Source organism: Nocardioides aquaticus (genome assembly GCF_018459925.1).
GTDB lineage: Bacteria > Actinomycetota > Actinomycetes > Propionibacteriales > Nocardioidaceae > Nocardioides > Nocardioides aquaticus.
In genome coordinates, this window is sequence record NZ_CP075371.1 from 4,189,667 (window position 1) to 4,203,653 (window position 13,987).

Below are 13,987 nucleotides of genomic sequence, written 5' to 3' on the forward strand. Positions count from 1 at the left end.
GCCTCCCGGGAGTGGTGGGTCTAGTCGAAGTAGCGGGCGACGTCGACGGCGCCCCCGGACTCCTCGAACTCGTGGCGGACCGCGGCGGCCAGGTCGTCGTCGACCAGCAGGTCCAGGGCGGCGCAGGCCAGGCCGTACGCCCCGTCGACCGCGGCCCGCTCAGCCTCCGGGGACGCCGAGGCCGCGGCGAACTCGGGCGTGTGCAGCGCGGTGCCGGGCTCGGCGACCTTGACCAACGGGTGGATGCCGGGCAGCCGGTAGCTGACGTTGCCGAAGTCGGTGGAGGCCGCGAGCGTCTCGGAGACGACGCCGGCCGGGTACGGGGACCGCCCGCGCCGCTGCTGGGCCAGCGCCCAGCGGGCGGTGAGGGCCTCGTTGGTGCGCACCGGCAGCGACGGCGGGTGCTCGTCCCACTGCAGGTCGAGGTCCACCCCGGCCATCAGGGCGGCCCCGCGCAGCACGTCCTCGACCCGCCTCGAGAGGTCGACCAGCGTCTCGGGGTGGGGCGAGCGGACGTAGAGGTCCATCCGCGCGGTCGCCGGGATCACCGACGGGCGGGTGCCGCCCTCGGTGATCACCGCGTGCACCCGGTCGACCGGGGGCACCTGCTGGCGGAGCAGCCCGATCCCCTGGTAGGCCAGCGAGGCCGCGTCGAGGGCGTTGCGCCCGCAGAACGGCTGGGCCGAGGCGTGGGCCGGCAGGCCGGTCCAGGTCGCGGTGGCGACCCGCCGGCCGAGCCAGACCTGGTCGGCGACGTCCGCGCCGTACGGGTGGCACATCACCGCGGCGTCGAGGCCGTCGAAGGCGCCTGCGCGGGCGAGGTGCTCCTTGCCGGTGTGACCCTCCTCCGCGGGCGTGCCGAGGACCACGACCCGGCCCTCGAAGGCGTCGGGGTCGGCGTCGAGCAGCCGCCGCAGCGCGACGGCCGCCCCGACCGCGGTCGCGGCGATCACGTTGTGGCCGCAGGCGTGGCCGATCTCCGGCAGCGCGTCGTACTCGCCCAGGACGGCAACCGTGCGGTGCCGGTCCGGGTCGAAGCCGGGGCTGGCGAGCTCGGCGCGCACGGCGGTCGGGAGGCCGTGGACGCCGACCTGCGGGTCGTACCCGTGCCGGGCCAGGAGGGCGGCGAAGGCCGCGGCGGCGTGGTGCTCCTCGTAGGCCGTCTCGGGGTGGGCGTGCAGGTCGTGGACCAACGTGCGCAGGTCGTCGGCGACCGCCTCCACGTGGGCCTCGAGCGCGTCGTGCTGCGGGGAGGGCGCCCCGTCGTGGGGCGAGGTCACCGGGCTGCTCGCCGCCGCCCGCCTCGCGGTCTGCTGCTCGAGCACGGCGAGGTAGGGGGACGGGGCGTTCGGGTCGGGCGCACTCCCGAGATGAGGGTCCGGCACCGGCGCCACGCTAGGCACGCGACGGGGAGGGCACAAGAGCGGGTCGCCAGGGTCTCGCGGACCGGTCGCCCGGGTCGATAGCGTGGTGCGATGCCTGCTCCCGTGCAGCTCGGCCAGCACGCGCCGCCGCGTCACGTGATCGCCCACCTCAGCGACCCGCACCTGCTGGCGCACGGGGTGCGGCAGTACGGCGCGGTGGACACCGAGGCCGGTCTGGCCGCGGCCCTCGCCCGGCTGCGCCGCCTCGACCCGGCGCCCCAGGCGCTCGTGTTCACCGGCGACCTCGCCGACCTCGCCGAGCCGGCGGCGTACGACCGGCTGCGCAAGGTGGTCGAGCCGGTCGCCGGCGAGCTGGGCGCCGAGGTGGTGTGGGTGATGGGCAACCACGACGACCGTGCGGCGTTCTCCGAGATCCTCCACTCGCAGCCGCCGGCGCACCCCGGCGCGACCCAGGACCGCGTGCACGTCGTCGACGGCCTGCGGGTGGTGTCGCTGGACACGACCGTGCCCGGCTACCACCACGGGGAGGTCACGCCGGATCAGCTGACCTGGCTGGCCGGGGTGCTGGCCTCGCCCGCGCCGCACGGCACCGTGCTGGCCCTGCACCACCCGCCGATCCCGGTCCCGATGCTGCGCGGGGCGGAGGTCATCGAGCTGGCCGACCAGCACGAGCTCGAGGCGGTGGTGCGCGGCAGCGACGTCCGACTGGTGATCGGCGGCCACTTCCACCTCACGTCGTGGTCCACCTTCGCCGGCGTCCCGGTCTCGGTCGCCTCCGCCACCTGCTACACCTCCGACCCGGCTCCGGGCCACGGACTCGTCGCGGGCGTCGACGGCCACCAGGCCCTGACCGTGCTGCACCTCTACGACGACCGCGTGGTCCACACCGTCGTCCCCGTCGCCGCCGCCCCGGTGGTCAGCGGCTACGACGACGACGTGGTCGCCCGGATCGAGGCGATGAGCCCCGAGGAACGGCGCGAGCAGGTCTCGCGCGCCGACTCACCGCTGAACGCCGCCACCGAGGACCACGCCGCCGCCTCCGTCGACCCCTGACGCGCGACGGGGCGGTGGTCGAGGAGCGAGCGCAGGCGACCCCGGTGGTCGAGGAGCGAGCGCAGCGAGCGTCACGAGACCCTCCACAAAGGACCTAGGTCCACTGATGGTCGAACATATGTTCGAGTATACTAGATCCATGACCACCACCGCAGACGACGGCACCGGGCCCGACCCGACGCTCGACGTCGAGGCTGCGGTGGAGGTCGAAGCGGTGATGTCACCGGACCCGTCGTTCTGGGAGTGGGTCCACGCACTCGACACCGAGCGCGAGACCACCCGGGTCGAGGCGCTGGCGGTGGTCAAGAACGCCAGGGCCGTGCAGGCCGCAGCCGACGTCGCGGTCCTGCAGTCGATCGTGGAGTGGTGCGTGATCAACGAGGCCCTCACCGATGATGAGGCGATGTGGATCGCCGGGTACGGCGACCACGGCCTGTCCCTGGGCGGGGTCGGGTGCCCGCTGGTGCGCGAGTCCGCGGTCATCGAGCTGTCCGCCGTGCTGGGGGTGTCCACCAGGTCCGGTGCCAACCAGGTCGCTGTGACGTTGGAGCTGCGGTACCGGCTACCGCGGTTGTGGGAACGCGTGATCTCCGGGGCGTGTCCGGTGTGGCGTGCCCGCCAGGTCGCGGAGAAGACCATGGGCCTGTGCGAGGACGGCGCCGCCGAGGTCGACCGCCTCGTCGCCCCCTTCGCGCACGCCATCTCCTACGCCCAGCTGTCCCGGATCACCGACGAAGCACTCCTACGCTGGGACCCCGAAGCGGCCGAAGAGAAACGCCGCGCCGCAGCGGACGGCAGGTACTGCCGCATCGGCCTGAGTAAGCACGTCGATGGCACCGTGCAGCTCGACGCCGGCCTCGACCTCGCCGACGCGATCGCCCTCGAAGCAGTCGTCAGCGACCGGGCCCACGCCCTGGCCCAGGACGGGTCCACCGAATCGTTGGACGTCCGCCGCTCCCAGGCCCTTGGCTCGCTGGCGACCGGACAGCCCACCCTGCCCGAGGGTCAAGAGATGCCGACTCCGGCGGGTCCGAGCCTGGTGCTGTACGCCCACATCCCCGGCGCCGTCTTCAACCCCCTGTTCTGCACCACCAGCCCCGCCAGCGGGGCCCAGCTCTCGCGGCTGGACAACCGCCACCCAGCGAAAGGCCCGATCACCACCGCCCAGGTCCGGCAGTGGGCCCACACCGCGGCCAGCATCACGATCCGGCCCGTCATCGATCTGGCCGAGACGATCCATTGCGACTCCTACGAGTGCTCCGACCGTCTCAAGGAACAGACCGCCCTGCGCGATCTGACGTGCGTGTTCCCGTGGTGCACCAACCCGGCGGTGTTCGCCGACATGGACCACGTCGTCCCGCACCCCGAAGGGCTCACCGAGACCGGGAACGTCGCCCCCGCCTGCCGCCAGCACCACCGCGCGAAGACCCACATGGGCTGGGCCTACGACGTCCTCGGACCCGGCCTCTACCTGTGGACCAGCCCGATCGGGCAGCGGTACCTGCGCTCCCACACCGGGACCCACCCCCTCGACGTGCTCCCACCCGGGCCACCACCCGACCCACTGCCCGAGCAACCCGACACCACCCCGTACCAGGCACCGCCCCCGGTGCCGGACGATCCCGACGGCGCCGCCGAGCCTCCACCCCGAAACGACCCCCCACCCTTCTGACCCACCGCTGACACCCCAGCAGCAGCCGTACCGCCGGACCGGGCACGCCCACCGGCGGTACCGGCACGCCCAGGCCCCCTCACCCCCGTCGATGGGTGATCTGCACGCACCAGATGCGTGCAGATCACACGTCGACCACCGGCCCTGGTCTCGAGACGCTCGCTGCGCTCGCTCCTCGACCACCGGTGACAATGGCTCTCGCTCCTCGACCACCGGACCCGCGGCGCTCACCGCGCGACCGCCGCGCGGGAGCGTCAGCGGAGGACGACGGTGCGCTGGCCGTTGAGCAGGACGCGGCCCTCTGCGTGCCAGCGCACGGCGCGGGCGAGGGCCTGGCACTCGACGTCGCGGCCGGCGGCGACGAGCTGTTCGGGGGTCATCGCGTGGTCGACGCGGGCGACCTCCTGCTCGATGATCGGGCCCTCGTCCAGCTCGGCGGTGACGTAGTGGGCGGTGGCGCCGACCAGCTTGACGCCCCGGTCGTGCGCCTGGTGGTACGGCTTGGCGCCCTTGAAGCTCGGCAGCATCGAGTGGTGGATGTTGATCGCGCGACCCTCGAGGCGTCGGCACAGGTCGTCGCTGAGGATCTGCATGTAGCGCGCCAGCACCACGAGGTCGACGTCGTGCTCCTCGACCAGCTCCAGCAACCGGGCCTCGGCGGCCGGCTTGGTGTCACGGGTCAGCGGCACGTGGTGGAACGGCACACCGTAGTTGCCGGCTAGCCGCTCGAAGGTCGTGTGGTTGGAGACGATCCCCATCACGTCGACCGGCAGGGCCCCGGTCGAGGCGCGGAAGAGCAGGTCGTTGAGGCAGTGGCCGACGCTGCTGACCAGGATCAGCACCGTCGGGCGTACGGCGGCGTCGACGAGCTCCCACGACATCGAGAACCGCTCGGCCACGGGGAGCACCCGCGCCCGCAGGTCCTCGAGACCGAGACCGTCAGGGGCGGAGAGCTGGACCCGGAGGAAGAAGGTGCGGGTGTCCGGGTCGCCGTACTGCTGGCTCTGCTCGATGTTGCAGCCGGCGTCGGCCAGCAGCGTCGAGACGGCCGCGACGATGCCGGGCCGGTCGGGGCACGAGAGCCGCCAGACGTAGTCGCCGCCGCTCACGTGCCACCTTCCCGCGTCCTCTGGTCAGGGTGTGCTGGTCGTGCAGGAGATGGTGGTGCTGGTGGCAGGTGCAGGATTCGAACCTACGTAGTCGATGACGGCTGATTTACAGTCAGCTCCCTTTGGCCGCTCGGGCAACCTGCCGGGTGTCGGTCCGAGGTTTTTGGCCCCCTGGCGACGAGAAGGGACAATAGCGCAGCACGGCGGCAGCCAGCGAACCCGCCCGCCCCACCCCCGCAGCCCCACCCCGCAGCCCTGAGGAGCACCACCCGTGGCCGACTCGTCCTTCGACATCGTCAGCAAGCTCGACCGCCAGGAGGTGGACAACGCGCTGGGCCAGACCGCCCGCGAGATCTCGACCCGCTTCGACTTCAAGGGCACCGGCGCCACCATCGAGTGGCAGGGCGACGACGCCATCGAGATCACCGCCTCCGCCGACGACCGGGCCTCCGCGGTCCTCGACGTCTTCCGCGGCAAGCTCGTCAAGCGCGACGTGAGCCTGAAGGTCCTCGACCCCACCGAGCCGCGCGCCTCGGGCCAGCAGTCGAAGATCACCGTCGCGCTCAAGGAGGGCATCACCTCCGAGGACGCCAAGAAGATCTCCAAGCTGATCCGCGACGAGGGCCCCAAGGGCGTCAAGGCGCAGATCCAGGGCGACGAGCTGCGGGTCAGCAGCAAGAAGCGCGACGACCTGCAGGCCGTGCAGCAGCTGGTCAAGGGCCAGGACTACGAGTTCGCGGTCCAGTTCACCAACTACCGCTGACACCCTCCGCCACGGACCGAGATCACGAGGCGGCCCCGGGGGTGCGGGCTATCGTGGCGAGGCGCTCGCCGGCGTCGGCGAGACCCCCCGACGGAACAGGACGGCCGTGGCGACCGAGGTCAAGCAGCTCGACAGGGTCATCATCCGTTTCGCCGGCGACTCCGGTGACGGCATGCAGCTCACCGGTGACCGGTTCACCCAGGAGTCGGCGGCCTTCGGCAACGACCTGGTGACCCTGCCGAACTTCCCCGCCGAGATCCGCGCACCGCAGGGGACCCTGCCCGGGGTCTCCTCCTTCCAGGTGCACTTCGCCGACCACGACATCCTCACCGCCGGCGACGCCCCGGACGTGCTGGTCGCGATGAACCCCGCCGCCCTGCGCGCGAACCTGCCCGACCTCCCGCGCGGCGCGACCATCATCGTCGACACCCACGACTTCACCACCCGCAACCTGGCCAAGGCCGGCTACGACGCGAACCCGCTGGACTCCCTCGACGAGCCCGGCTCGCCGCTGGCGGAGTTCGCGGTGCACACCGTCGACCTCACCGGGATGACGGTGGGGGCGGTCAAGGAGTTCGGGCTGTCGCGCAAGGACGCCTCCCGCGCCAAGAACATGTTCGCCCTCGGCCTGCTGTCGTGGATGTACGGCCGCCCCACCGAGCACACCGAGAAGTTCCTGCACCGTCGGTTCTCCCGGGTCCCCGACATCCGCGACGCCAACATCACGGCCTTCAAGGCCGGCTGGGCGTTCGGCGAGACCACCGAGACGTTCGCGGTCCGCTACGAGGTGAAGCCGGCCCCGATGGCGGCCGGCACCTACCGCAACATCACCGGCAACCTCGCCCTGGCGTACGGGCTGGTCGCCGCGGGCGTCCGGTCCGGCCTCCCGGTGTTCCTCGGGTCCTACCCGATCACCCCGGCCTCCGACGTGCTGCACGAGCTGAGCAAGCACAAGGCGTTCGGGGTGACCACCTTCCAGGCCGAGGACGAGATCGCGGGCATCGGTGCGGCGATCGGCGCGGCCTTCTCCGGCTCCCTCGGCGTCACCACCACGTCCGGGCCGGGCGTGGCGCTGAAGTCGGAGTCCATCGGCCTCGCGGTGATGACCGAGCTGCCGCTGCTGGTCGTCGACGTCCAGCGCGGCGGGCCGTCGACCGGCCTGCCGACCAAGACCGAGCAGGCCGACCTGATGCAGGCGATGTACGGCCGCAACGGCGAGGCGCCGGTGCCGATCGTGGCCCCGCGCTCCCCGGCCGACTGCTTCGACGCCGCGATCGAGGCCGCCCGGATCGCGGTGACCTACCGGACCCCGGTGATGCTGCTCTCCGACGGCTACCTGGCCAACGGCTCCGAGCCGTGGCGGATCCCGGAGGTCGACGACCTCCCGGCGATCGACCCCGGCTTCGCGACGGCCACGAACCACGTCTCGACCGGCAAGGACGGCGCGGAGACCGCCGACTTCTGGCCGTACCTGCGCGACGAGGACACCCTGGCGCGGCCCTGGGCCGTGCCCGGCACGGCCGGCCTCGAGCACCGGATCGGGGGGCTGGAGAAGGGCGAGGGCCACGGCGACATCTCCTACGAGCCCGCCAACCACGAGCGGATGGTGCGCACCCGCCAGGCCAAGGTCGACGCCGTCGCGGACTCCCTGCCGCCGCTCGAGGTCGACGACCCGTCCGGCCAGGCCAAGGTGCTCGTCATCGGGTGGGGCTCGACCTACGGCCCGATCGGGGCCGGGGTACGCCGGGTCCGACGCTCCGGCCACCACGTCGCCCAGGTGCACCTGCGCCACCTCAACCCGTTCCCCCACGACCTCGGCGAGATCCTCGCCCGCTACGAACGGGTGCTCGTGCCCGAGATGAACCTCGGCCAGCTCTCCACCCTGCTGCGCGCGCGCTACCTCGTCGACGCCCGCGGCTACCACCAGGTCAACGGGCTCCCGCTCAAGGCCGCCGCCCTGGCCCAGGCCATCGGCGAGCTGGTCGCCGAGACCGAGGGCGTACCCGTGCACGAGCTCGACCTGACCGTCGCCACGTCCCAGGAGGTCCACCAGTGAGCACCACCGCCGACCTGCCGTCCCCCGCCCTGCGCACCGGCACCGACGGCGTGCCCGCCCTCGACGCGGACGCCCCGGCGCAGACCGGCAAGGAGTTCACCTCCGACCAGGAGGTGCGCTGGTGCCCCGGCTGCGGCGACTACGCCGTGCTCAAGGCGGTCCAGTCGTTCCTGCCCGACCTCGGCCTACGCCGCGAGAACATCGTGTTCGTCTCCGGGATCGGCTGCTCGAGCCGCTTCCCGTACTACCTCGACACCTACGGCATGCACTCGATCCACGGCCGCGCCCCGGCGATCGCGACCGGCATCGCCACCGCGCGCGAGGACCTCTCGGTGTGGGTCGTGACCGGGGACGGGGACGCGCTGTCGATCGGCGGCAACCACCTCGTCCACGCCCTGCGCCGCAACGTCAACATGACGATCCTGCTCTTCAACAACCGGATCTACGGCCTGACCAAGGGCCAGTACTCCCCGACCTCCGAGGCCGGCAAGGTCACCAAGTCCACCCCGATGGGCTCGGTCGACCACCCGTTCAACCCGGTCTCGCTGGCGCTGGGAGCCGAGGCGACCTTCGTGGCGCGCACCATCGACTCTGACCGCAAGCACCTCACCGCGGTCCTGGCCGCCGCGGCCGCGCACCGCGGGACCAGCCTGGTGGAGATCTACCAGAACTGCCCGATCTTCAACGACGGGGCGTTCGACGCGATCAAGGACCGCGACACCAAGGCCGACGCGATCATCCCCCTCGAGCAGGGGCGCCCGGTCCGGTTCGGCGCCCCGGCCGAGGACGGCGGCGGCAGCCGCGGCCTGGCCCGGGACACGACCACCGGAGGCGTGCGGGTGGTCGACGTCGCCGAGGTCGGTCTCGACGCGCTGCTCGTGCACGACGCCACCCGGGACGACCCGACGACGGCCTTCGCGATCAGCCGGCTCACCGACGCGGGCTACCTGCGCCAGAGCCCGATCGGGATCTTCCGCCAGGTCGACCGCCCGACCTACGACGACCAGGCGCGCGCCCAGCTCAGCACCGCCCGGGACGCCGCCCCGGGCGACCAGGCAGACCGCCTGGCCGCCCTCATCGGGGGCGGCGACACCTGGACGGTGGTCTGAGCGGACCGGCTCAGAACGTCGTGATGACGATGGCGCCGTTGCTGAAGGACCCCTTGAACTTCTTCGTGCCGACGGTCTTGGTGCGGTAGTAGACCTTGCCCCGGCGGTTCAGCTCCGCGACGCCGGTGCGGTAGCGGCTCTGGCCGTTGGTCTTGATCCGCTTGTAGGTCCGGTACGTGCCCTTCTTGCCGACCTTGCGCTGGACGATGACCTGCTTGCGGTCGTACTCCGGACGGACCTTGCCGGAGATGAAGAACTGGCTCGGGCGCGGCTCCTTGCCCACGATCGTGATGGTGCGGGTCGCGCGCCGGGCGGCGACGGCCTCGTCGGCGGCCACCGGAGCGACCTCGGAGATGCTCGCCCCGCGGCCCTCGTCGGAGGCGGAGGCGGAGGACTGGCCGGGGACGGCGAGGCCGAGCAGGGCGACGGCGACGGCGCCGCCGACGACGCGACCGGTGGTGTGACGCAGGGACATGGGTTCTCCTCGGGTACGGGCACGACTGCCCGGCGGCTGGTCGGCGCCCTACGGGGCAGGCGCCGTCGGGACCTTAGCCCCGTTTCCGGCCCGATGGGGACGATGGGCGCGGCGGATCAGACCACCCGTCGGGCCGGCACCGACGCCCCGGCGGGGGCTCAGCCGCGCTTGGTGCGGATCACGTAGATGTGGTCGCCGAAGGACTCGGCGTAGTCGGGCGTCTCCCTGGTCCTGACCCGGTAGATGACCTTGCCGAGGTCCTTGCGGGGCGCGACCGAGGTGCCGTACTTGCTCCGCTTCGTCGTCGTCAGCTTCTTGTACGGCTTGAACACGCCGCCTCCGAGCTTCCGCTCCACCAGGACCGGCCGCTTGGCGTAGGCCGGCGAGACCTGTCCCATGATCCGGAACCGGCCGGGCTCGACCATCTCGCCGTCGAGCGTGATGGTGCGGAACGGCTTCTCGGCCGCCGCGACGCCGACCCTCGCGCTGCTGGCCACGGGGACCGTACGGCCGTCGTGCGCGGGTGCGGGCGCGGCGGTGGCGGTGGGGGGCACGGCCAGGCCCATCAGGGCCACGGTGAGGGCGGCGCCGGCGGCGCGGCCCAGGGTCTGACGCAGGGTCATGGGGTTCTCCTCGGGGTGGACGGTCCTGGCCGGCCAGGGAGGGGCACGACCGTGCGGACCATAACCCGGCCCCGCCCCCGGAGGGGCCGAAGACCGGCCTTACGTTGGACCGGTGGAAGACGACCGGCCGCGGGACGGGCACCGCGACGGGCTGCTCCTCGGCGTCGCGGCGTACGGCCTCTGGGGTGCGTTCCCGCTGTTCTTCCCGCTGCTCCGCCCGGCCGGGGCGCTGGAGATCCTGGCCCACCGGATGGTCTGGTCCCTGGTCACGATGCTGCTGCTGGTGGCGCTGCTGGGCAAGATCTCCGCGCTGCGCGCGATCGTGGTCGACCCCCGGACCCGGTCCCTGCTGGTCGTCGCCGCCCTCACCATCACCGTCAACTGGGCGGTCTTCATCTACGGGGTCAACGCCGGGCGCGTGGTCGAGACGTCTCTGGGCTACTTCGTGAACCCGCTGGTGACGGTGCTGATCGGGGTGCTCCTGCTCCGGGAGCGCCTGCGCCCCGGCCAGTGGCTCGCGGTCGGCGTCGGCGGCGTCGCGGTGGCCGTGCTGACGTGGGACTACGGTCGCCCGCCGTGGGTGGCGCTCGCGCTGGCGGTGTCGTTCGGCACCTACGGCCTGGCCAAGAAGCGGGCCGACGTCGGCGCGGTCGAGAGTCTCGCGTTCGAGACCGCGGTCGTCTCGCCGCTGGCCGTGGGCTACCTGGTGTGGCTCGGCGCCACCGGGGCCGGGACCTTCACGACGGAGGGCGTCGCCCACGCACTGCTGCTGGCCTCGGCCGGCCTGGTCACGGCCGTCCCGCTGATCTGCTTCTCGGCCGCCGCCACCCGGATCCCGATGGTGAGCCTGGGGCTGCTGCAGTACCTGACGCCGGTCCTGCAGTTCGCGGTCGGCGTGCTCGTCGTCGGCGAGGACATGCCCCCGGGCCGCTGGGCCGGGTTCGCGCTGGTCTGGCTCGCGCTCGCGGTCTTCACCGTCGAGAGCCTGCGCCACCGCCGGGAGGTGCTCGCGACACGTCGCGCCGACGTCCGCGACGCGACCGTCTAGGTCGAGCGGACCGCCACCACGTCGGCGAACGCCTCGAGGGCGGCGCGGACGGGGCCCTCGGGCAGGACGGTCAGCAGCGCCTTGGCCTCGTCGGCGCGGGCCACGACGTAGCGCCGGGCCTGCTCCATGGCCGGGTGCGCGCGCAGCAGGGCGAGCGCCTCGGCGTGCGGGCCGTCGGCCGACAGGTCACCCCGCAGCAGCTCGTGCAGCCGCGCGTCGGCGGGGTCCCCGGAGGCCAGCGCCATCAGCACCGGGAGCGTCGGGACGCCCTCACGCAGGTCGGTGCCCGGCGTCTTGCCGGACTCCCCGGACTCCGAGGCGACGTCGAGGATGTCGTCGGAGAGCTGGAAGGCGGACCCGACGATCTCCCCGTACGCCGCGAGCGCCTCCTCGACCTCCGCCGGGGCGTGGGAGAAGCGGGCGCCGTACCGCGCCGAGGTCGCGATCAGCGACCCGGTCTTGCCGGCCACCACCTCGAGGTAGTGCTCGAGCGGGTCCTCCCCCGGCCCCGGGGGCACGGTCTCCAGGATCTGGCCCTCGACCAGCCGGGTGAAGGTCTCGGCCTGGATCCGCACGGCGTCGCGGCCCAGGCGGGAGGTGAGCTCGGAGGACCGGGCGAAGAGGAAGTCCCCGGTCAGGATGGCCACGAGGTTGTCGTAGCGGGCGTTCGCCGAGTCGGCCCCGCGACGCAGGTCGGCCTCGTCCATGACGTCGTCGTGGTAGAGCGAGCCGAGGTGGGTGATCTCCACGACGCAGGCCGCGACCTCGACGTCGACGTTGCCGGGGTCCTCGCCGGCCTCGGCCGCGAGCAGCACCAGCAGCGGCCGGAACCGCTTGCCGCCGGCCTCCAGGAGGTGCCGCGCGGCGTCCGTGACGAACTGCGAGCGACCCACGACGTGCCCGGCCAGGGACTCCTCGACCCGCGCCATCCGCTCCTGGAGCCGGCGGGCGAGGTCGGCGTCGCCGACGGGCAGCGCGAGGTCGGTCTGCGGGGTGGTCACCGCAGGAAGCCTCCCACGCCCGCCGCGAGCTCGAGCAGCGGGCCCGGTGCCACGCCGAGGGCCAGGGTGACCAGGGCGCAGAGCGCGATCGTGGCCACGGTGGCGGTCGAGGCGGTGGTGACGCCGGCCTTCTCCCGGGTCAGCAGCGTCGTCGAGCCGTGCACCTCCAGCGCGGTGGAGCCCGTACGGCCCCCCGCGCCAGCGCCCGTGCCGGCGCCGACCGCGTCGCGGTCCTCGGGCTCGTCGTCGCCGACGAAGAACATCACCCGGATCATCCGGATGTAGAAGAACACCGCGATCACGCTCGAGGCGATCGCCACCAGCACGACCGGCCACGCCCCGGCGGCCAGCGCGACGGTGAAGACCGCCCACTTGCCGACGAACCCGGCGGTCAGCGGGATGCCGGCCATCGAGAGCAGGAAGAAGGCGAAGACGCCCGCGGTCAGCGGGGAGCGCCGCCCGAGCCCCTCCCAGGCCTCGAGCGCACCGGCCTCGCCGCTCGCGTCCCGCACGACCGTAACGATCGCGAACGCGCCGATGGTGGCGAAGCCGTAGGTGGCCAGGTAGAACAGCACCGCCTGCAGGGAGGTGACCTGGCCGTCGGCCAGCTCCCCGGCGGACTGCAGGCCGAGCAGCCCGGTGAGCAGGAACCCGGTGTGGGCGACCGAGGAGTAGGCCAGGATCCGCTTGACGTCGGTCTGCACGACCGCGAGGACCGAGCCGACCAGCATGGTCAGGATCGCGATGATCCACATCATCGGCTCCCACGACCAGCGGTCGGAGCCGAAGGCGACGTAGAAGAGGCGGAGCAGCGCGCCGAAGGCGGCCACCTTGGTGGCGGCGGCCATGAACGCGGTCACCGCGGTCGGGGCGCCCTGGTAGACGTCGGGGGTCCAGCTGTGGAACGGCGCGGCGCCGACCTTGAACAGCAGGCCCACGGCGAGCAGGCCGATCCCGAGCGCGAGCAGCACGCCGTTCTCGGTGTCGTTGGCCACCGCCTCCGAGATCGCACCGAGCTCCATCGAGCCCGCGAAGCCGTAGACCATGGCCGCGCCGTAGAGGAAGAAGCCGGAGGAGAAGGCGCCGAGCAGGAAGTACTTCATCGCCGCCTCCTGGCTCAGCAGGCGCCGGCGCCGGGCCAGCCCGCAGAGCAGGTAGAGCGGCAGCGAGAGGACCTCGAGGGCCACGAACATCGTGAGCAGGTCGCCCGAGGCCGGGAACAGCATCATCCCGCCGACGGCGAACATCAGCAGGGGGTAGACCTCGGTGTGGTCCAGCCCGCGGGTCGAGGCCTCCCGCTCGGCCTCGGTGCCGGGCAGGGCGGCGGCCTGGGCGGCGAAGGCCGAGACCCCGTCCTCCAGCCGGCGCTCGCTGAACAGGGCGACGCCGGCGATCGCGAAGACCAGGATCAGGCCCCACAGGAACACCGACGGGCCGTCGACGACGACCGTGCCGGCGCCCGCGAAGAGGCCGAGCGCGGCGCCGTCACCGACGCTCTCGAGGCCGGCGCCGACGTAGAGCACGAGGGCGAGGGCGGCGACCAGGCCGACCGCGGCCAGCGAGACCTGGGCGACGTGGCGCAGCCGGCGCGGGGTGAACGCCTCGACCAGCACGCCGAGGCAGGCGACGCCGAGGACCACGAGCATCGGGGAGAGCTCGACGTAGTTCAGCGTGGGTTCGGTGAACTCCATGC

General features: G+C 72.8%; 12 protein-coding genes and 1 tRNA gene. 6 read left to right on the forward strand and 7 right to left on the reverse strand.

The window, feature by feature from the left end:
* Positions 1–20 precede the first annotated feature (20 nt).
* Positions 21–1,385, reverse strand: coding sequence for an amidohydrolase (locus ENKNEFLB_RS20350; RefSeq protein WP_214057023.1), 1,365 nt, complete (start codon positions 1,383–1,385; stop codon positions 21–23).
* A gap of 90 nt (positions 1,386–1,475) precedes the next feature.
* Between ENKNEFLB_RS20350 and ENKNEFLB_RS20355 the strand changes: the two genes are divergently transcribed.
* Entirely contained in the window at positions 1,476–2,438 is a 963-nt protein-coding gene (locus tag ENKNEFLB_RS20355) for a metallophosphoesterase (protein WP_246535695.1), read from the forward strand.
* A gap of 139 nt (positions 2,439–2,577) precedes the next feature.
* On the forward strand, positions 2,578–4,110 hold the full coding sequence (locus ENKNEFLB_RS20360; RefSeq protein ID WP_214057024.1) for an HNH endonuclease signature motif containing protein: 1,533 nt from the start codon (positions 2,578–2,580) through the stop codon (positions 4,108–4,110).
* A gap of 254 nt (positions 4,111–4,364) precedes the next feature.
* Here the strand turns inward: ENKNEFLB_RS20360 and purU are convergent, their stop codons facing one another.
* The gene (gene purU / locus ENKNEFLB_RS20365; protein WP_214057025.1) at positions 4,365–5,219 is read right to left on the reverse strand and encodes a formyltetrahydrofolate deformylase; all 855 of its coding nucleotides are present in this window, start codon (positions 5,217–5,219) and stop codon (positions 4,365–4,367) included.
* 59 nt (positions 5,220–5,278) lie between these two features.
* Positions 5,279–5,363, reverse strand: a tRNA-Tyr gene (locus tag ENKNEFLB_RS20370).
* Positions 5,364–5,490: 127 nt separating this feature from the next.
* Between ENKNEFLB_RS20370 and ENKNEFLB_RS20375 the strand changes: the two genes are divergently transcribed.
* The 3 genes from ENKNEFLB_RS20375 to ENKNEFLB_RS20385 all read left to right on the forward strand — a co-directional run bounded on the left by ENKNEFLB_RS20375 (position 5,491) and on the right by ENKNEFLB_RS20385 (position 9,147).
* Positions 5,491–5,982 carry a YajQ family cyclic di-GMP-binding protein gene (locus ENKNEFLB_RS20375; protein ID WP_214057026.1) on the forward strand — a complete coding sequence of 164 codons (492 nt, stop codon included), beginning with the start codon at positions 5,491–5,493 and terminating at the stop codon, positions 5,980–5,982.
* A gap of 106 nt (positions 5,983–6,088) precedes the next feature.
* A complete protein-coding gene (locus ENKNEFLB_RS20380; RefSeq protein ID WP_214057027.1) occupies positions 6,089–8,038 on the forward strand; it encodes a 2-oxoacid:acceptor oxidoreductase subunit alpha in 1,950 nt (649 codons plus the stop codon).
* Entirely contained in the window at positions 8,035–9,147 is a 1,113-nt protein-coding gene (locus ENKNEFLB_RS20385) for a 2-oxoacid:ferredoxin oxidoreductase subunit beta (RefSeq protein ID WP_420830515.1), read from the forward strand. Before ENKNEFLB_RS20380 ends, ENKNEFLB_RS20385 begins: the two co-directional genes overlap by 4 nt.
* A 10-nt stretch (positions 9,148–9,157) precedes the next feature.
* Here ENKNEFLB_RS20385 and ENKNEFLB_RS20390 read toward each other — a convergent pair whose 3' ends face one another.
* Both ENKNEFLB_RS20390 and ENKNEFLB_RS20395 read right to left on the reverse strand, forming a co-directional pair.
* Entirely contained in the window at positions 9,158–9,622 is a 465-nt protein-coding gene (locus ENKNEFLB_RS20390) for a hypothetical protein (RefSeq protein ID WP_214057028.1), read from the reverse strand.
* Positions 9,623–9,780: 158 nt separating this feature from the next.
* Entirely contained in the window at positions 9,781–10,245 is a 465-nt protein-coding gene (locus tag ENKNEFLB_RS20395) for a hypothetical protein (protein ID WP_214057029.1), read from the reverse strand.
* Positions 10,246–10,357: 112 nt separating this feature from the next.
* Here ENKNEFLB_RS20395 and rarD point away from each other — a divergent pair, with 112 nt between their 5' ends.
* Positions 10,358–11,293, forward strand: a complete 936-nt coding sequence (gene rarD, locus ENKNEFLB_RS20400; protein ID WP_246535696.1) for an EamA family transporter RarD — start codon at positions 10,358–10,360, stop codon at positions 11,291–11,293.
* Here the strand turns inward: rarD and ENKNEFLB_RS20405 are convergent.
* The gene (locus ENKNEFLB_RS20405; protein ID WP_214059629.1) at positions 11,290–12,222 is read right to left on the reverse strand and encodes a polyprenyl synthetase family protein; all 933 of its coding nucleotides are present in this window, start codon (positions 12,220–12,222) and stop codon (positions 11,290–11,292) included. The genes rarD and ENKNEFLB_RS20405 overlap by 4 nt on opposite strands.
* A 68-nt stretch (positions 12,223–12,290) precedes the next feature.
* A complete protein-coding gene (gene nuoN, locus ENKNEFLB_RS20410) occupies positions 12,291–13,985 on the reverse strand; it encodes an NADH-quinone oxidoreductase subunit NuoN (RefSeq protein WP_214057030.1) in 1,695 nt (564 codons plus the stop codon).
* Positions 13,986–13,987: the final 2 nt, after the last annotated feature.

Coding starts and splice junctions, on each gene's coding strand:
- nuoN (WP_214057030.1), bottom strand. CDS start 13,985: ATGGAGTTCACCGAACCCACGCTGAACTACGTCGAGCTCTCCCCGATG.
- ENKNEFLB_RS20390 (WP_214057028.1), bottom strand. CDS start 9,622: ATGTCCCTGCGTCACACCACCGGTCGCGTCGTCGGCGGCGCCGTCGCC.
- ENKNEFLB_RS20355 (WP_246535695.1), top strand. CDS start 1,476: ATGCCTGCTCCCGTGCAGCTCGGCCAGCACGCGCCGCCGCGTCACGTG.
- ENKNEFLB_RS20360 (WP_214057024.1), top strand. CDS start 2,578: ATGACCACCACCGCAGACGACGGCACCGGGCCCGACCCGACGCTCGAC.
- ENKNEFLB_RS20395 (WP_214057029.1), bottom strand. CDS start 10,245: ATGACCCTGCGTCAGACCCTGGGCCGCGCCGCCGGCGCCGCCCTCACC.
- ENKNEFLB_RS20405 (WP_214059629.1), bottom strand. CDS start 12,222: ATGGCGCGGGTCGAGGAGTCCCTGGCCGGGCACGTCGTGGGTCGCTCG.